Origin of the sequence: Geothrix fermentans DSM 14018 (assembly GCF_000428885.1) — a bacterium.
Lineage (GTDB): Bacteria > Acidobacteriota > Holophagae > Holophagales > Holophagaceae > Geothrix > Geothrix fermentans.
Genome location: NZ_AUAU01000023.1, coordinates 19893 through 36263, shown reverse-complemented (window position 1 = coordinate 36263; position 16371 = coordinate 19893). Strand labels below are relative to the sequence as shown.

The 16371-nt window shown below is 68.9% G+C and carries 17 protein-coding genes and 1 tRNA gene; 10 read left to right on the top strand and 8 right to left on the bottom strand.

Annotated features, from left to right (window positions below):
- Window positions 1-25 precede the first annotated feature (25 nt).
- Both tatA and tatC read left to right on the top strand, forming a co-directional pair.
- On the top strand, window positions 26-226 hold the full coding sequence (gene tatA, locus G398_RS0108565) for a twin-arginine translocase TatA/TatE family subunit (RefSeq protein ID WP_026853296.1): 201 nt from the start codon (window positions 26-28) through the stop codon (window positions 224-226).
- 64 nt (window positions 227-290) lie between these two features.
- Complete coding sequence (gene tatC / locus G398_RS0108560; protein WP_026853295.1) at window positions 291-1061, top strand: twin-arginine translocase subunit TatC; 771 nt, start codon at window positions 291-293, stop codon at window positions 1059-1061.
- Here the strand turns inward: tatC and G398_RS17255 are convergent.
- A complete protein-coding gene (locus G398_RS17255; RefSeq protein WP_043484424.1) occupies window positions 1007-2137 on the bottom strand; it encodes a UDP-N-acetylglucosamine--N-acetylmuramyl-(pentapeptide) pyrophosphoryl-undecaprenol N-acetylglucosamine transferase in 1131 nt (376 codons plus the stop codon). The two genes, tatC and G398_RS17255, sit on opposite strands and share 55 nt — an antisense overlap.
- A 186-nt stretch (window positions 2138-2323) precedes the next feature.
- Between G398_RS17255 and G398_RS0108550 the strand changes: the two genes are divergently transcribed.
- Window positions 2324-3073, top strand: coding sequence for an electron transfer flavoprotein subunit beta/FixA family protein (locus tag G398_RS0108550; protein ID WP_026853294.1), 750 nt, complete (start codon window positions 2324-2326; stop codon window positions 3071-3073).
- Window positions 3074-3109: 36 nt separating this feature from the next.
- Window positions 3110-4081: an electron transfer flavoprotein subunit alpha/FixB family protein gene (locus G398_RS0108545; RefSeq protein ID WP_026853293.1), complete on the top strand. Its 972-nt coding sequence runs from the start codon at window positions 3110-3112 to the stop codon at window positions 4079-4081.
- A gap of 69 nt (window positions 4082-4150) precedes the next feature.
- On the opposite strand, the gene G398_RS0108540 is transcribed toward G398_RS0108545, so the two are convergent.
- The 4 genes from G398_RS0108540 to G398_RS0108525 form a co-directional block, all read right to left on the bottom strand.
- Window positions 4151-4600 carry a DUF1569 domain-containing protein gene (locus tag G398_RS0108540; protein ID WP_026853292.1) on the bottom strand — a complete coding sequence of 150 codons (450 nt, stop codon included), beginning with the start codon at window positions 4598-4600 and terminating at the stop codon, window positions 4151-4153.
- Between the two features lie 84 nt (window positions 4601-4684).
- Entirely contained in the window at window positions 4685-4912 is a 228-nt protein-coding gene (locus tag G398_RS0108535; RefSeq protein ID WP_026853291.1) for a hypothetical protein, read from the bottom strand.
- A 30-nt stretch (window positions 4913-4942) separates the two neighbouring features.
- Window positions 4943-5665: a cyclic nucleotide-binding domain-containing protein gene (locus tag G398_RS19575; protein WP_052571702.1), complete on the bottom strand. Its 723-nt coding sequence runs from the start codon at window positions 5663-5665 to the stop codon at window positions 4943-4945.
- Between the two features lie 24 nt (window positions 5666-5689).
- Window positions 5690-6226 carry a GAF domain-containing protein gene (locus G398_RS0108525; protein WP_084512318.1) on the bottom strand — a complete coding sequence of 179 codons (537 nt, stop codon included), beginning with the start codon at window positions 6224-6226 and terminating at the stop codon, window positions 5690-5692.
- Between the two features lie 24 nt (window positions 6227-6250).
- Here G398_RS0108525 and lpxK point away from each other — a divergent pair, with 24 nt between their 5' ends.
- Window positions 6251-7321, top strand: a complete 1071-nt coding sequence (lpxK, locus tag G398_RS17240; RefSeq protein ID WP_052571701.1) for a tetraacyldisaccharide 4'-kinase — start codon at window positions 6251-6253, stop codon at window positions 7319-7321.
- On the opposite strand, the gene btsR is transcribed toward lpxK, so the two are convergent.
- Both btsR and G398_RS0108510 read right to left on the bottom strand, forming a co-directional pair.
- Window positions 7272-7985, bottom strand: coding sequence for a two-component system response regulator BtsR (gene btsR, locus G398_RS0108515; RefSeq protein WP_026853289.1), 714 nt, complete (start codon window positions 7983-7985; stop codon window positions 7272-7274). The genes lpxK and btsR overlap by 50 nt on opposite strands.
- Window positions 7982-9664, bottom strand: a complete 1683-nt coding sequence (locus tag G398_RS0108510) for a sensor histidine kinase (protein ID WP_026853288.1) — start codon at window positions 9662-9664, stop codon at window positions 7982-7984. Before G398_RS0108510 ends, btsR begins: the two co-directional genes overlap by 4 nt.
- 332 nt (window positions 9665-9996) lie before the next feature.
- Between G398_RS0108510 and G398_RS17235 the strand changes: the two genes are divergently transcribed.
- The 5 genes from G398_RS17235 (at window position 9997) to G398_RS0108485 (ending at window position 15030) form a co-directional block, all read left to right on the top strand.
- Window positions 9997-11274: an ABC transporter substrate-binding protein gene (locus G398_RS17235; protein ID WP_052571700.1), complete on the top strand. Its 1278-nt coding sequence runs from the start codon at window positions 9997-9999 to the stop codon at window positions 11272-11274.
- Window positions 11275-11347: 73 nt separating this feature from the next.
- On the top strand, window positions 11348-12226 hold the full coding sequence (locus tag G398_RS0108500; protein ID WP_026853287.1) for a branched-chain amino acid ABC transporter permease: 879 nt from the start codon (window positions 11348-11350) through the stop codon (window positions 12224-12226).
- A 1-nt stretch (window position 12227) separates the two neighbouring features.
- Window positions 12228-14180 carry a branched-chain amino acid ABC transporter ATP-binding protein/permease gene (locus tag G398_RS0108495; RefSeq protein WP_026853286.1) on the top strand — a complete coding sequence of 651 codons (1953 nt, stop codon included), beginning with the start codon at window positions 12228-12230 and terminating at the stop codon, window positions 14178-14180.
- 11 nt (window positions 14181-14191) lie between these two features.
- Window positions 14192-14908, top strand: coding sequence for an ABC transporter ATP-binding protein (locus G398_RS0108490; RefSeq protein WP_026853285.1), 717 nt, complete (start codon window positions 14192-14194; stop codon window positions 14906-14908).
- A gap of 47 nt (window positions 14909-14955) precedes the next feature.
- A tRNA-Gly gene (locus tag G398_RS0108485) sits at window positions 14956-15030 on the top strand.
- Between the two features lie 231 nt (window positions 15031-15261).
- Here G398_RS0108485 and G398_RS0108480 read toward each other — a convergent pair.
- Entirely contained in the window at window positions 15262-16332 is a 1071-nt protein-coding gene (locus G398_RS0108480; RefSeq protein WP_026853284.1) for a S41 family peptidase, read from the bottom strand.
- Window positions 16333-16371: the final 39 nt, after the last annotated feature.

Below are 16371 nucleotides of genomic sequence, written 5' to 3'. Positions count from 1 at the left end.
ACACGTACCGCCAAGGAGCACGGACATGGGCAACCTCGGAATGATGGAAATCCTGCTGATCGGCATCGCGCTGCTGATCTTCTTCGGCCCCTCCCGCCTGCCCGAGCTGGGCAAGAGCCTGGGCAAGGGCATCCAGGAGTTCAAGAAGGCCAGCCGCGAGCTGACGGACTCCGTGAAGGAGGACGTCGCCGCGCCCCCGGCCTCCTCCGACAAGGACAAGAAGTAGGCTGACAGGCCCTCCACCGGCCGGTCTCCCCGGGGAGGCCGGCCTTTTCTCCCCATCGAGGACCATGGCGCTTCCGGCCACGCCGCCCGACAAGATGAGCTTCTGGGAGCACCTGCAGGAGCTGCGGGTGCGGATCGTGCGCTCGCTCGCCATCGTGGCGGTGGGCTTCGCCGTCACCTACGCCTTCCGGTTCAAGCTCTGGGCCTGGGCCCAGAAGCCCTTCCTGGAGGCCATGGCGCGCCAGACCGGGAAGCCCATCGGGAGCCTGGACCCCTTCGCCTTCACGGACCTCACCGAGCCCTTCTTCAGCATGATGCGGCTCTCATTGTGGTCCGCCGCGGTGTTCTGCGCGCCCTTCCTCTTCTACCAGCTCTGGGCCTTCATCCGGCCCGGCCTGCTCCCCAAGGAGCGGCGCCTGGTGATCCCCTTCGTGGTGGTGACCTCGGGCTGTTTCCTGGCCGGCGCGGCCTTCGCCTACACCCAGGCCTTCAAGTTCCTGGGCGACATCCTGTTCCAGGAGGCCGCCTCGGCGGGCCTCCGCGCCAACCTGCACGCCTCGGACTACCTGGACCTCTTCATCTCCACCACGCTCATCACCGGCGTGATGTTCGAGCTGCCGGTCCTGTTCTTCTTCCTGGCGAAGTTCCGCATCGTGACCGCGCGGCTCATGCTGAAGTACTGGCGCCACGCCACCATGGCCATCCTCATCTTCAGCGCCTTCTTCACGCCGGGCGATGTGGTGGTGACCACCATCTTCTTCAGCGTGGTCCTGCTGGGCCTCTACTTCATCTCCGTGGTGGTGGCCTGGGCGGCGGAGCCCCGGGCACCGAAGTAGCCCTCCAGATCCTCCAGGCAGAGGGCCACGGCCCGGTTGGGCTCCCCCCGGCCTGACAGGGCCAGGCGGGACCCGTCGTCGGCCATCAGCGCAGTGAGGGTTTCCCGCAGGCGCGCCTGGAAATCCGGGCCCTGCTCGACGAGGGTGGCCCGCCCTTCCGCGGCCAGGGCCCGGGCATTCATGCGCTGGTGGTCGTTGGCGCTGGTGGGCAGGGGCACCAGCACCGCGCCCCGGCCCGCGGCCTTCAGTTCGGCGCAGGTGCTGGCCCCGGAGCGGCTCAGGACGAGGCTGGCGGCCTCCATGGCCTCGTCCATGCGGGCGATGAAGGGGACCAGGGCGTGGCGGGCGTGGCGGGGTCGATCCTTCAGCCGCTCGAACTCCGCAGGGCCGGCCTGGTGGAGGATCTCCCAGGCCGGAGCTGCCTCGAGCAGCGCGGGCGCCGCTTCCAGCAGGGCCTCGTTGATGGCCCGGGCGCCGCCGCTGCCGCCCAGGACCAGCAGCCGGTGGGGCGGCATCAGCGTGCCGGCGGGCCGGAAGTCCCGCAGGAAGGCATCGCGCACGGGCGTGCCCACCACGCGGCAGTCCGCGCCGGGGAGCAGGGGTTGCACGGCCTCCAGGCCGCACCAGACGCGCCCGGCCTTCGGCGCCACCAGCTTCACCAGGGCGCCCGGCGCGGCGTTGCTCTCGTGCAGGAAGTAGGGGATGCCCAGGGCCCGCGCGGCCAGGAGGGCCGGCGCCGCGCCGTAGCCGCCGGTCCCGAGGACGACCCAGGGCCTGTCCTTGCGCCACAGGGCCTTCAGCTTCGCCGTGGCGCGCCAGAGCTTCCAGGCGGACTTCGCGGCCCGCAGCGGCGACCGTCCCAGGAATCCCTCCACGTCCAGCAGCAGGTGGGGCCAGGGGCTGGCCGGCAGCTCGCGCGCCTCGATGCCGCGCCGGGCTCCCACGAACGCCACGGTGCGCTGGGGCCATCGGCGGTGCGCACCCTCCGCCAGCGCCATGGCCGGGAAGAAGTGGCCGCCGGTGCCTCCTCCCGTGAGGACGATGGCTCCATCGAAAGTCGGTGTCGTGTCGCTCATGATCCGACCACCTTACCGGAAGGCTGGCCCCACCTACCTGGAGACAGCTGCAACTTACCTGGAGACAGGCACGTGATTACCGGCACAAAGATCCTCAAAGGCCGCTAAGGTGGAAGGTCACGCCGCGCTAGAATTCATTTTCCCCCGGTCCAGACCGGCACATTCACGACGCATCAGGGAGCGCCCATGAAGATCCTCGTCGCCCTCAAACAGGTCCCCGATACTGAGACCAAGATCAAAGTCGCCGCGGATGGCAAATCCCTCGATCCCGCGGACGTCAAGTGGATCACCAGCCCCTACGACGAATACGCGCTGGAGGAGGCCATCCGCCTCAAGGAGGGCAAGGGCGCCGAGGTGGTGGCCCTCTCCGTGGGTTCCGATGCCTCCAAGGATGTCCTGAAGAACGCCCTCGCCCTGGGCGCCGACAGCGCCGTCCTGCTGAAGGGGGAAGGCCAGGGCGACCCCTACGCCGTGGCCCAGGTGATCGCCGCCTATGCCAAGGACAAGGGCTTCGACCTGATCCTCTGCGGCAACAAGGGACTCGGCGGCGACAACGCCGCCATGGGCCCCATGCTGGCCGAGCTGCTCGGCGTGGCCCAGGCCAACGTGATCGTGAAGCTGGAGCTGGGTGACGGCACCTTCAAGGCCGAGCGCGAGATCGAAGGCGGCTCCGAGATCGTCGAGGGCGCCCTGCCCGCGGTCATCACCGCGCAGAAGGGCCTCAACGAGCCCCGCTACGCCAGCCTCAAGGGCATCATGGCCGCCAAGAAGAAGACCATCGAGGAACTGGACGCCGCGGCCGTCACCACCGCCGCCCAGGTGAGCGCCCTGGCCCTGCCCCCCGAGCGGCCCGCCGGCCGGCTCCTGCAGGGCGACGCCGCCCAGCAGGCCCAGGCCCTGCTGCAGGCCCTCAAGGACGAAGCCAAGGTCTTCTAGCCTTCCCGCCGACCCCCGACTCGAAAGGACGATTCCATGATTCTCGTGTTCTGTGAACTGAAGGACGGCCAGATCCGCAAGCCCAGCGCGGAAGCCCTCAGCGAGGGCCGCCGCCTGGCCGACGCCTCCGGCAAGAAGCTCGGCGCCCTCTTCGCCGGCGCGTCCTGCGCCGGTGCCGCCGAGGCCGCCAAGTTCGGCGCGGACGTGATCCTCACCGCCGAGGGCCCCAGCCTGGCCTCCTACTCCAGCGACGCCTTCGCGACCGTCCTGGCCGATGCGGTCAAGGCCAAGGGCGCCACGGTGCTGCTGGCCGCCGCCACCGCCGTGGGCAAGGACGTGCTCCCCCGCGCCGCCGCCCGCCTGGGCGCCGGCTACGCCTCCGACGTCACCGGCCTCTCCATGGTGGACGGCAAGCTCCAGGCCGTGCGCCCGGTCTACGCCGGCAAGGCCTTCGCCACCACCTCCTTCGCCAGCGCCGTCCAGACCGCCACCACCCGCCCCAACGTGTTCCCCGCCGCCGAAAAGGCCGGCGCCGGCGCCACGGAGGCCCTCGCCGCCCCCGCCGGGGACTTCAAGTCCGTGGTGAAGGAGATCCTCGCCAAGGCCAGCGGCAAGGTGGACCTCAGCGAAGCCAATGTCATCGTGAGCGGCGGCCGCGGCATGAAGGACGGCGCCAACTTCAAGATCCTCGAGGAGCTGGCGGACGCCCTGGGCGGCGTGGTCGGCGCCTCCCGTGCCGCCGTGGACGCGGGCTGGGGCCTGCCCCACAGCATGCAGGTGGGCCAGACCGGCAAGGTCGTGAGCCCCACCCTCTACATCGCCTGCGGCATCAGCGGCGCCATCCAGCACATCGCCGGCATGAGCGGCTCCAAGTTCATCGTCGCCATCAACAAGGACCCCGAGGCCCCCATCTTCAAGCTGGCGAACTACGGGATCGTGGGTGATCTGTTCGAGGTCGTGCCCGAGCTCACCAAGGCCGCGAAGGCCATGGGCATCGGTTCCAACTGATCGCTGTTCCATGCTCCAAAAACGAAGCCCGGCCTCGGCCGGGCTTCGTTTTTGGAGGAAGGGAAAGGCTCAGACCCCGAACTGCCTCAAATGATGGTCAAGGTGCTTGTAGATCAGGATGCCCCACTCCTCGCCGCTGAGGCGGCCGAAGAAGGGGTGGACGAGGCCTTCTGTCTTCGCGGCGCCGCGCTGGACCACCCGGTCGATGAGGGTGGCCAGGCGGATCCGCTCGGCCTCGAAATCCGTGGAGGCCGACACCACGAAGGTCGGGTCCGTCGGTGAGTTGCGGCGGAAGGGCTTGCCTCCGAAGACGGCGCCACGGATGAAGGGGGTGACCAGCTTGCCGAGGAAGACCTGCTTCGCCGACCGCTCGCCGAGGGGGTCGCCCATGGAGATGGCGCAGTGGCAGAGCATCTGGGCCGGGTCCATCTTCCCCCACTGCCGGGCGGCCCCGGGCTCCAGCGCAGCCAGGCGGTGGGACAGGGCCTCGCGGTCGGCGGGGATGAACAGGGAATTCATTGTGGGGTTCCTCCTCCAGAGCGTCGTTCATTGCTCCGGAATGCCGCCAAGCGCAGCTGGGCGGCATTCCGGAGGACACAGAAATCACACGGGCTCGAAGCCCTCGTCGCGCAGGAAGTCCCGGGCGTCCTCGGGGTCGCCGAAGCGGGCGACCACCATGTCGCCCTCGTTCACGTCGCCATCCAGGGCGTCCAGGCTGTTCCGCTCCCGGATGACGCAGGCGCCCCCGATCTCATCCAGGCCGAACTGCACCAGCTCCCGGATGACGCCGTGCTCATCCCGCCACAACTCGACGTGCAGGTCCGTACCCATGGCCGCCTCCCGCGCTCGTCCGGTGGAAAGTTAGCTCTTTTCGAAGAAGAGCACCACCATGCCGAAGCCCACGCGGTCCCCGTGCTTGAGCTCCCGGGGCTCGCCGGGCTGGATGCGCTCCCCCCGCACGAAGGTGCCGTTGGCCACACCCGGCTCCTCCAGCAGGAAGTAGCGGCCGTGCTCGCACAGGATGCGGGCATGGCGCCGGGATACGCTGAGGTTGTGGTCCTCCTCGGTGAGGTCGATGTCGGGATGCACGCCCGTGGTGGGGTCGAAGCGCCCGATGAGGGAGCCGTGGGCCAGGATGGGGTGGGGCTTGCCGCTGAGCACGGACACGAGGTTCGCCACGGGCGTCCCCGCGGCCTTGGCGGGCCGGCTGGCATCCAGCTCCTCCACCCGCTCGCCCAGCTCCCGGTGCCGCTGCGCCAGGCGCTGCATCATCTTCACGGACACTTCCGGGTTCTGCCGGATCATGCGCATGAAGGTGCCGCGGTTGATGGCGATGAGATCCGAGTCCTCCAGGGCCAGCGCCGTGTGCTGGCGCGGCAGGGCCTCCAGCAGGCTGCCCTCCCCGAAGAAATCGCCCTTGGCCAGTTCCTCGGCCCATTCCCCCTTGGGCTCCTCCGAGACGTACAGCCGGACCTTGCCGGAGAGGATGATGTACATCTGTTGGGCCATCTCGCCTTTACGGAAGATGACCTCGCCTTCACGGAAGCGCAGCTTGCTTTGTTCGATGAAGCTGGGTTCTGCCATGAAAATCCCGGAGAGTGCCCTAGGTTAACCCATGCCAGGCGTTGGGAAAACCGCACTTGAGAATACCCGGGCCAGCAGGGATTCCAAGGTCCGGGCCTCGGCGCCCGAGAACCCGTCCGGGTGCGGCGAATCGAGGTCAAGCACGGCCCGGAGCTGCCCGCCAACCGTGATGGGGATCACCAGTTCCGAGCGCGTGGCGTCGTCGCAGGCGATGTGGCCGGGAAAAGCATGCACATCGGGCACGAGTTGGGTGGTTTCCGTGCGGGCGCAGGCGCCGCAGACACCCCGCTCGAAGGGGATGCGCAGGCAACCCATGCCGCCCTGGTAGGGGCCCACGGCCAGCATCCGGTCGGCCACGCGCCTGTAGAAACCGCACCAGTTCGCCTGGGGCAGGGTCTCCCACAGGAGGCAGGCCAGGGTCGCCTCCACGGCCACTTCGTCCGTTTCGCCCTCCAGGGCGGCGAGGATCTGGGGGAGGGCCGCCTCCAGGCGCGCCACCCGCGCGGCTTCCGGAAGCAGCGTCCCCCGCGCCACCGGCTCCAGCAGGATCCCCTCGCTCATCCACACCTCCGCTAACCTGATGCCATGTCCATTCTGCGCTATCTGGCGGCTCCCCTGTCCCCCTTGTACGGGATGGTGGTGCGCGCCCGGAACCGCAGCTTCGATGCCCATCCGGAGCGGGCCGCACGGGTGTCCGTGCCGGTGGTGTCCGTCGGCAACCTGAGCGCCGGGGGGACCGGGAAGACGCCACTCACCCTGTTCCTGGCCGAGGGCCTCGAGGCGGCGGGCTGGGCCAACGCCGTGCTGTCCCGGGGCTACGGGGGGCGGCGCGACATCGACCCCATGAGCGTGGAGCCGGATTCAGACCCCCGCCAGACCGGCGACGAGCCCCTCCTCATGGCCCGGCGCCTGGGGCCGGAGCGGGTGGTGGTGGGCCGGAAGCGCCATGCCGCCGCCCTGCGGGCCCTGGCCCAGCGGCCGGAGCTGCGCTGCCTGCTGCTGGACGACGGCTTCCAGCACCGCGCCCTGCACCGGGACCTGGACCTCCTGGTGCTCGACGGCGTGCGGCTCTGGGGGAACGGGCGCCTGCTGCCCCTGGGGGACCTGCGCGAGCCCATGGACAGCGCCCGCCGGGCCCATGCGCTCGTGGTCACGCGGGCCGCCCGCGTGAAGGACCGCCCGGCGGTGGAGGCCTGGTGGGCCCGCCACGGCAGCGGAGGGCCGGTCTTCTGGGTGGACTTCGCCCTGGGTTCCCTGCGCCGCTGGGGCCCGGAGGACCGCCAGCCCATCCCCCTGCCCGGCCAGGGCCCCGCCTTCGCCTGGTGCGGGCTGGGCCACCCGGAGGCCTTCTACGCCGACCTGCTGGTGGCCGGCCAGGCCTGGTCCGGGACCCACAGCTACCCGGACCACCAGGGCCCCACCGAGACGGGACTGGCCTGGCTCCAGTCCAGGGCCCGGGAACTGGGCTCGGCCTGGCTGGTCTGCACCGAGAAGGACGCGGTCAAGCTCGGTCCCGCCCACCGCTCCGTCCTGGAGTTCCCCCTGTACGTGGCGGAGCAGCGCGTGTCCGGCGGGGAGCCGCTGCTGGCCTGGATCCTGGCCCGCCTCAGTGGATCAGCAGCCGCTCCTTCAGCGAGGACAGAAACCGGCGGCTGACGGGCACGACCTTCCCGGACCGCGTCCGGATGAGGGAGGCGGCGTCCTGGCGGAGGATCTCGTCGATCTGGCGCAGGTTCACCAGCACCTGCTTGTGGCAGCGGGCCAGGTGGGGGACCTTGGTCTCCAGGACGGTCAGCGTGAGCTCGGTGAGGAACTCCCCCTTGTCGGTCACGAGGTGCACGCCGCTCTCGCTGGACCGCACGAACTCGACCTCGGCCACGTCGACGAGCTTGATGCCGTGGCCGGAGATGCAGGGGATCCGCTCGAGAGAGGGGCTGCTGTAGGCCGGCCGGCTCCCCTCCCGGAGGAACCGCTTCAGCTTCTCGGTGGTGCGGGCGAGGCGGTCCGCCTGGACGGGCTTGAGCAGGTAGTCGAGGGCGCTCTCCTCGAAGGCCTTGAGGGCGTACTCGTCGTAGGCCGTCACGAACACCACCAGGGGCATCTGCTCCGGGTCGAGCATCCCCAGGAACTGGAAGCCGTCCACCTTGGGCATGTGGATGTCCAGGAACATCACCTCGGGCCGCATGGCCTTCACCGCGCGCAGGGCCTGGATCGCGTTGGAGCAGGTTCCCAGCACCAGGTACTCCCCGGTCTCGGACAGGAGCGTCTCCAGCTCCTCCCGCACATGCATCTCGTCGTCGACGATCAGGGTCCGCATCATGACGCCCGGGCCTCCTCCGCGGGGATGCGGATCGAGACGCAGGTCCGCACATGGGGGTCGCAGGCCACGGTCAGGCCGGATCCGCCCTTCAGGAGGTTGCGGATGCGCTTCTCCACGATGCCGAGGCCCAGGCCGTCCTTCCCGCGCTCCCCGCGCTCGAAGTAGGTGCCTGCGTCGTCCTCCACGTCGATCCGGGCGGCGCCGTCCTCCCAGAAGGCGTGGATCCGCGCCGAGCCCGGCTCCAGCTTGTCGGCGATGCCGTGCTTGATGGCGTTCTCCAGGAGGGGCTGGAGCGTGAAGGTGGGCAGCTTCACCTGGAGCATGGAGGGGTCCACGTCGATCTCCACGGTCAGCTGTTCCTGGAAGCGGGCCTTCTCGATCTCCAGGTAGGCGTTCACGTGGGTGAGCTCCTCCTCCAGGGTGGAGAACTCGGGGCTGCGCTTGAGGTTCATGCGGAAGAAGGTGGAGAGGTGGTTGAGCAGCTCCCGGGCCCGGTTCGCGTCGCGCCGCATGATGGCCTGGATGGTGGTCAGCGAGTTGAACAGGAAGTGGGGATTGATCTGGGCGTGGGCCAGCTTCAGCTCCGCCAGCACCAGCAGGTTCTTCTGTTCTTCGTAGCGCGCCCGGAGCAGCTGGGTCGCCAGGAGGTGGGCCAGACCCTCGCCCAGGGTGCGGTTGATGCTCAGGAAGCGCTTGCTGGCGGGCTCGAAGAGCTTGATGGTCCCGATCACCTCGCCATCCACCTGGAGGGGGACCACCAGCACCGAGCCCAGGGTGCACTGGTCCGAGTAGCCGCAGTGGTAGGGCTCGTGGGCGCCGTCCATGAACAGGACGTCGCGCTGGGTGATGGCCCGGTGGCACTCGGCCGCGAGGGCCATGCCCGGCTTGTGGTGGTCCGAGCCGATGCCGACGAAGGCGAGCACGGTCTGAGTGTCCGTGATGGCCACGGCCCCGACCCCCGTCTCCTCCAGGATGATCTTCGCCAGGTCCGGGGCCACCTCGGGCGTGAAGCCCTTGGCCAGCGGCCCCAGGGTCCGCCCCGCGATGCGCAGGGCCCGGGCCGTGGAGGCGGCCCCCACCTGGTCGTAGAGGTCGCGGCGGTCCTTCAGGATGCTCATGAAGATCGCGGCCCCCGCGGAGTTGGCGGCGATCATGGGGAAGGCGATGACCTCCACGAGCTGGAGCGCGTCCGGGAAGGGCCGCGCCACCAGCAGGATGATGAGCATCTGGGTGGCCTCCGCCACCATCATCGTGACCAGCGCCGTGAGGGGGCTGAGCGGCCGTTCCGGGCCGTACCGCCGCGCCAGATAGAGGTGGACGGCGCCTCCCAGCAGGCCCTCCACCGTGGTGGACACACCGCAGGCGAGGGCCGTGAACCCGCCGTAGAAGTAGCGGTGCAGCCCTCCGGTGAGCCCCACCGCGAGCCCCAGGTAGGGCCCTCCCACCAGGCCGGCCAGGACCGGCCCGATGGCCCGGGTGTTGGCCAGGGCCCCGTGCACCGGAAGGCCGAGGTAGGTTCCCCCGATGGAGATCACCGAGAAGAAGAAGTACATGACGGCCAGGTCCCGCCGCGAGGCGGTTTCCAGGCGCCGCATCCGGAACATGGGCGAGTTGCAGTAGGCGTACGCCACGAACAGGAAGAAGGACGCCACCTGGACGAGGGAGAACAGCAGCTTCATGGTCCCTCCTTTCCAGGGGGCGGTTTCCAACGATACCGGGTTCCCGCCGGGCCTGGACCTTCCCGGGGCCCCGCTCGGCCGGGCATTCCGACCGCTCCGGCCCGGATTCCGGCCGGATGGCGCCCCCCGGAAGCCGGTGGGCGAATTTCCAGCCCAGTCCCGCCGGGGGCCGTACGACCATGGGGGCAGATCCTCTCCCAGAGCCCCGTCAAGCCGGCCCCGGTTCGCCGGAATCCGCGAGCGGGCCGCCGCCATCGGAAGCCTCACCCTATCTGGCGCAACCTGCCATAATCCGTCCCACTTTCCCACAACCTGCTTCCAAGGAGACCCCCATGCTCAGGCAGACCCTCTATGGATCCCTTTTCCTGGCGGCCCTCGGCCTCCATGCCGGGGATACGGTCAAGCTCGCCATCACCGGCCCGTTCACGGGCGGCTCCGCCCCCATGGGCGCCTCCACGCGCGACGGCGCCAAGCTGGCCATCGCGGAGATCAACGCCGCGGGCGGCATCCAGGTGGGCAACAAGAAGATGAAGATCGAGGTCATCGAGCGCGACGACGAGGCCAAGAACGAGCGCGGCGCCCTCATCGCCCAGGAGCTGGCCGCCATGGGCGACCTCTCCGGCGTCATCGGCACCGTGAACACCGGCGTCTGCATGGCCGGCGACAAGCACCTCCAGGAGAAGGGCGTCACCAAGATCATCTGCCCCGCGGCGGGCTCCGCCTCCATGACCCAGTGGAGCAAGGCCGGCGTGAAGGACCTCTCCATCTTCCGCTTCGCCGCCCATGACGGCATCCAGGCCGCCATGGTGGTCGAGGAGGCCATCAACCGCCACTTCACCAAGGTGGCCGTGATCTTCGACTCCACCAACTACGGCGTCTCCGGCCGGGACGACATGCTGAACCAGATCAAGCTGCAGGGGAACAAGCTCCAGGTCGTGGCCCAGGAGAAGTTCAACATCGGCGACAAGGACATGACCGCCCAGCTGCTCCGCGCCAAGGCCGCCGGCGCCCAGGCCGTCCTCATCTGGGCCATCGGCCCCGAGCTGGCCGCCGTGTCCAACGGCATGGCCAAGATCGGCATGAAGGCCCCCCTCATCGGCGGCTGGACCCTGTCCATGTCCAACTACATCGACAACGCCGGCAAGAACGGGAATGGCACCCTCATGCCCCAGACCTTCATCGAGGACCCCATCACCCCCAAGGCCAAGGCCTTCATCGACGGCTACCACAAGACCTACAAGGTGGACCGCATCCCCTCTGCCGTGGCCGCCGCCCAGGGCTACGATGCCGTGCTCATCTTCGCCGCCGCCGTCAAGCAGGCCGGCAGCACCGACACCCACAAGATCAAGGCCGCCCTGGAGGACCTGAAGGAGCCCGTGAAGGGCGTCATCGCCACCTGGAACCACCCCTACACCAAGTGGAATCCCGCCGACGTGACCACCCATGAGGCCTTCCGCCGCGAGCAGGTCGTCATGGGCATGGTGCAGGACGGCCGCGTGGTCTTCGGCAACGCCTCGGACAAGGCCCGCCTCATCAAGGAAGCCGCCGGCACCCCGGCCAAGCCCGCCACCGCGAAGCCGGCCGCCAAGGCCAAGGGCAAGACCAAGTAGCCGATCCACGACGATCACCACCCGGGGGGCTTCGGCCCCCCGCCTTTTCCGCCCCCACCGAGGCAGGACCGCCATGAACCCTTCGATCATCGGACAGATGGCCGTCAGCGGCGCCCTCATGGGCCTCGTCTACGCCCTCATCGCCTATGGCTTCCAGCTCACCTACGCCACCAGCAAGAGCATCAACTTCGGCCAGGGCGAGCTGGTGATGGTGTCCGCCTTCTTCAGCCTCACCCTCACCAACCTGGGCCTGCCCTACTGGGCCATGGTCCCCGGCGGCCTGCTCTTCGGGGCCCTGCTGGGCCTGGTCGTCGAGCGGACCGGCGTCCGCCTCGCCCTCGAGCAGAAGAGCGAGGGCTGGATCCTGCTCTCGATCATCCTGGGCCTCTTCTTCTTCTCCGCCGCCGAGAACATCTGGGGCCGCGACGACCGCCCCTTCCCCACGCCCATCTCCGCCGATCCCATCCATGTGTTCGGGGTGGATGTCACACGGCTGGAGCTCTCCGTGGCCGTGGGCGTCTTCGCCATCATGGGCCTCATCGAACTGTTCAAGCGCCGCACCCTGCTGGGCAAGGCCTTCGAGGCTGTCTCCGCCGATCGCGACGCGGCCGAACTCATGGGCATCAGCGCCACCCGCACGGTGATGCTGTCCTACGCCCTGTCCGGCACCGTCGCGGCCCTGGCCGGCATCCTCGTCTCCCCCATCACCACCGTCGGCCCCACCATGGCCTCGGCCCTCATCCTCAAGGCCTTCTCCGTGGCCGTGGTGGCGGGCCTGGACTCGGGCTTCGGCGTGGTGCTCATCGGCATGGCCCTGGGTGTGCTGGAGAGCCTGGCCAGCTTCTACCTGGGCAGCGGCTGGCGCGAAGCGCCGAGCCTCACCCTGCTGATCCTCGCCCTGGCCGTGCGCCCCACCGGCGTCTTCGGCAAGGCCGTCATCCGGAAGGTCTGAGATGAAGCGCATCCTCTTCCTCCGAGGTGCGGAGCTCCTCGTCTTCGCCTTCCTCGCCACCATCCCGCTGATGGTCGTCAACCCCTACGCGCTGGGCCTTCTGACCCTGCTGGCCATCTACGGCATCCTCCTCATCGGGCTCGACGTCACCGTCGGCTACCTGGGCCAGGTGAACCTCGCCCACGTGGCCTTCCTGGGCCTGGGTGCCTACACCGCCGGCCTGGTCGTCACCAAGCTGGGCCTCGGCCTGGTGCCGGCCCTCGCCGCGGCCACCGCCGTGGGCCTTCTCCTGGGAGCGCTCCTGGCCCTGCCGGCCCTGCGGCTCGAAGGGCCCCAGTTCGCCCTGGCCACCCTCAGCTTCGCGGCGCTCAGCACCACGGCCCTCAATGAATTGGAGAGTCTCACGGGCGGCGCCCAGGGGCTGAGCCTCTCCCGGCCGGCGCTGTTCGGAACCACCCTCACGCCGCCCATCTTCTTCTGGCTCTGCCTGGTCCTGCTGGCCCTGGTGTGGATGGTGATGCGGAACCTCCTGGCCTCCCAGTGGGGCCGGGCCTTCGAGGCCCTGCGCGACAGCCCCATCGCCACGGATGCCATGGGCGTGGGCACCTACTACCACAAGGTCGCGGCCTTCTCCCTTGGGTCCGGCCTGGGCGGCCTCGCAGGGGGCCTCTACGCCTTCAACTTCCAGTACCTCCAGCCCCAGAGCTTCGTCTACGAGCTGATGATCATCCTTCTGCTCGGCGTGGTCCTGGGCGGGCGCAAGAGCCTGTGGGGCGCCTTCGTGGGTGCCACCGTGGTGGTCCTGCTTCCCAACCTCCTGTCGAACCGGACGCTCTTCCATCTCTTCAGCGGAGCCGGATTCGCAGTGGCCCTGGCGGCGGGCCTGCGGGGCCTGGTGAAGAAGACCACGCGCCCCTTCCAGGCCTTCGCCCCCGTGGTGGCCATGGGCCTCCTCGCCATCGGCGGCTTCTTCGTGGAGAACACCGAGGACTGGCGCAAGGGCATCTTCGCCCTGATGCTCTTCTCCGTGGTGGTGGGCCTGCCCGAGGGTCTCATGGGCTTCCTGGCCATCTTCCTGGCCAAGCTGTTCCGGGTCCCCCCCTCGCCCCTGCCCGAACCGTCGAACCTGGAGGAAGTCCTCCCGCAGCACGCCCAGGGAGACGGCCCCCTCCTCGTCCTGGAGGATCTCAAGCGGCATTTCGGCGGCGTGAAGGCCGTGGACGGCCTCTCCCTCCAGGTGCTTGCAGGCACGATCCACGGCCTCATCGGCCCGAACGGATCCGGCAAGAGCACCGTGGTGAACGTGATTTCGGGCCTCTACACGCCCACAGCCGGGCGGATCTCCCTGCGCGGCGCCACCCTGCCGCAGGGCAGCCTCACCCGGGTGGCCCGGGCCGGCGTGGCGCGCACCTTCCAGAACCTCCAGCTCTTCAGCGAACTCACGGCCCTGGAGAACGTGATGGTGGCCCTCAAGGGCGTCTATCGGATGCCCCTGCCCTTGGTGCTGCTGGGCTTCGCCCGCACCGAGGAGCGCCGCGCCCAGGCTGATGCCCTGGCCCTGCTGGACCTCATCGGCCTGAAGGACCAGGCGCGGACCCGGGCCAAGGATCTTACCTACGGCGCCCAGCGCTTCCTGGAGATCGCCCGGGCCCTGGCCCGCAAGCCGGACCTGCTGATCCTCGACGAGCCCGCGGCGGGCCTCGCCCATCCGGACGTCGTCCAGCAGATCGAGATCATCAAGCGCGTCCACGCCCGGGGCGTCACCATCATCCTCATCGAGCACCACATGGACGTGGTGAGCGAGCTCTGCGACCAGGTGACGGTGCTGGACGGCGGCCGGATCATCGCCGAAGGCGCGCCGGATGAGGTCAAGCGGCATCCCAAGGTCATCGAGGCCTACCTGGGCCAGGCCAGCGGCCCCGAGGCCTCCGCCGCCGAACCCCAGCCCGCGTGAAGGAGACCAGCATGCTCATCGTGGATGATCTTCATGCGGGATATGGCGCCAGCGAGGTGCTGGTGGGCACGTCCCTGGCCGTGAAACAGGGCGCGGTGGTGGCGCTCATCGGCGCCAACGGGGCCGGCAAGACCACCACCATGCGGGCCATCTCCGGCGTGCTCAGACCCTCCCACGGCCGCGTCCTGCTCGACGGCAAGGAGGTGCAGGGCCTTGACGCCTCCCGCATCGCCCGCCTGGGCCTGGCCCACTCACCCGAGGGCCGCAAGGTCTTCGGGCCCCTGTCCGTGGAGGACAACCTGCTGCTGGGCGCCTACGGGCGGCTGCCCAAGTTTCTGGGCTTCAAGGCCGGCGCCCAGGCCGACCTGGACCGCGTCTACGAGCTGTTTCCCCGCCTGAAGGACCGGGCCCGCCAGGCCTCCGGCACCCTCTCCGGCGGCGAGCAGCAGATGCTGGCCATCGGCCGCGCCCTCATGGCCCGGCCCAAGGTCATGCTGCTGGACGAGCCCTCCATGGGCCTCGCGCCGGTCATCGTGCAGGAGGTCTTCCGCACCATCCGGCGCCTCAAGGAGGAGGGCATCACCCTCCTGCTCGTGGAGCAGTTCGCCAAGAGCGCCCTCGAAGTCGCCGACCACGCCTACGTCATGGAGCGGGGCCGCATCGCCGTCGAAGGCACCCCGGACGAACTGAGGCGGAACGAGCGGGTCCTCGCAGCCTACCTGGGCTGAGCGGGGCTGGCCCCGCCTCCGCACTTGCGCTAGGATGGACCCCTGCCGCGGGCGTAGTTCAGTGGTAGAACGCAAGCTTCCCAAGCTTGATGTCGTGGGTTCAATCCCCATCGCCCGCTCCAAACTCAAAGGGCCCCGTTCGGGGCCCTTTGAGTTTGGAGTATGGCAAAGGCGGGGATTGAAGTCGCTGAATCGCTGGCAGGTAGCCGCCCCTGGCGACAGCCCAGTGGGCTGTTGCCAGGAATCAGCGGCGTGCCAGCGATTCGCGCGGCCGGAGCGGCGCCGCAGGCGCCGCGGAGGAATCCCCATCGCCCGCCGCCCGGAGGGGAATCATGACGGATGGGGAAGTCTCCTCACGGATGCTGCCCCTCGAGCGTCGCAAGTTCGCGTACCAGCACATCGTGCCAGGCCCCGACCGGGAACTTCCGGACCAGCCCGCGGATCGCCCATGCATGGGCGACTCGCAAAGCATCCGATGGGGGCGTCGCGACATCCGGCGTCACGCCAGTACCTTCCCAGCTGCCTCCCTTGAACGCCGTTCTCACCCTTCCATTGGAAATGGTCACCTCAAACCAGGCATTGAGGCGATGAGTGCGGCCCTGGTTCCCGGCGCCCGGAGTCGCCTGGCCCACCACCTCCGCACGGCGGCGCTCCTGGAGGATGAACGCGAGCCCTTCGCCTCCGGACCAAGTGTTCTGGGAAATCAGAATGTATACAGGCCTCTGTTCGTTCCGGTCCTGAAGCGGGGCGCTCTCAGTATCAAATCGGGTGGCTTTCGCAGGCGGTCTCGGCACCACCTCGAAAAGTGGGAGCCCCGAGGCCTCGAAGAAATAGCTCGCCATCAATGCGACAGTCCCGGAAGATCCGCCCCCGTTGTCCCTCAGATCGAGGATGAGGGCGTCCGCACGACGCAAGGTGGTCATGGCCGAGGCGATGGCTTCGCGGGTCTCGGCCGGACGATAAAAGGCCGTGAGACGGAAATAGCCCACGTTACCGGGCAGAATCTCGATGCTCTGAACGCCGAAATTGGAACGGCGCGCAGTGACCTCCCGGGGGGTACTGTCGATCGCGGTCGGCATGGCCTGACTTGGCGATGGCTCCACGATTGGAGACAGCACCAGGTGCTTGTCCCGGGTCATTTCGTACATGTCAGCCGTCAGAGCCTTTCCCAGAGACTCTCCCGAGGTGAACAACAGATAGCGCCCCTTCAAGAGCCGGTCCCGCAAGCCCTCAGATGTCCTGGCAGCGACCGCGGGGTCAAAATACTCCTGGTTGAGCAGCAGGCAAAGAGCCTCGACGGTATCCCGGATGAGCTTGGGCTCAAGCTGGGTGCTCGTCCTCGCAGGAGGTTCGGAACCGGAAACGCCCGTCAGCGGCAACCCGGCGACCAGGGCGAAGCAAGCAACGATCGGGTGAGGTGCCATATCGGTTCATCCCTGATGAGACATTCCGGCCTGTCAGAA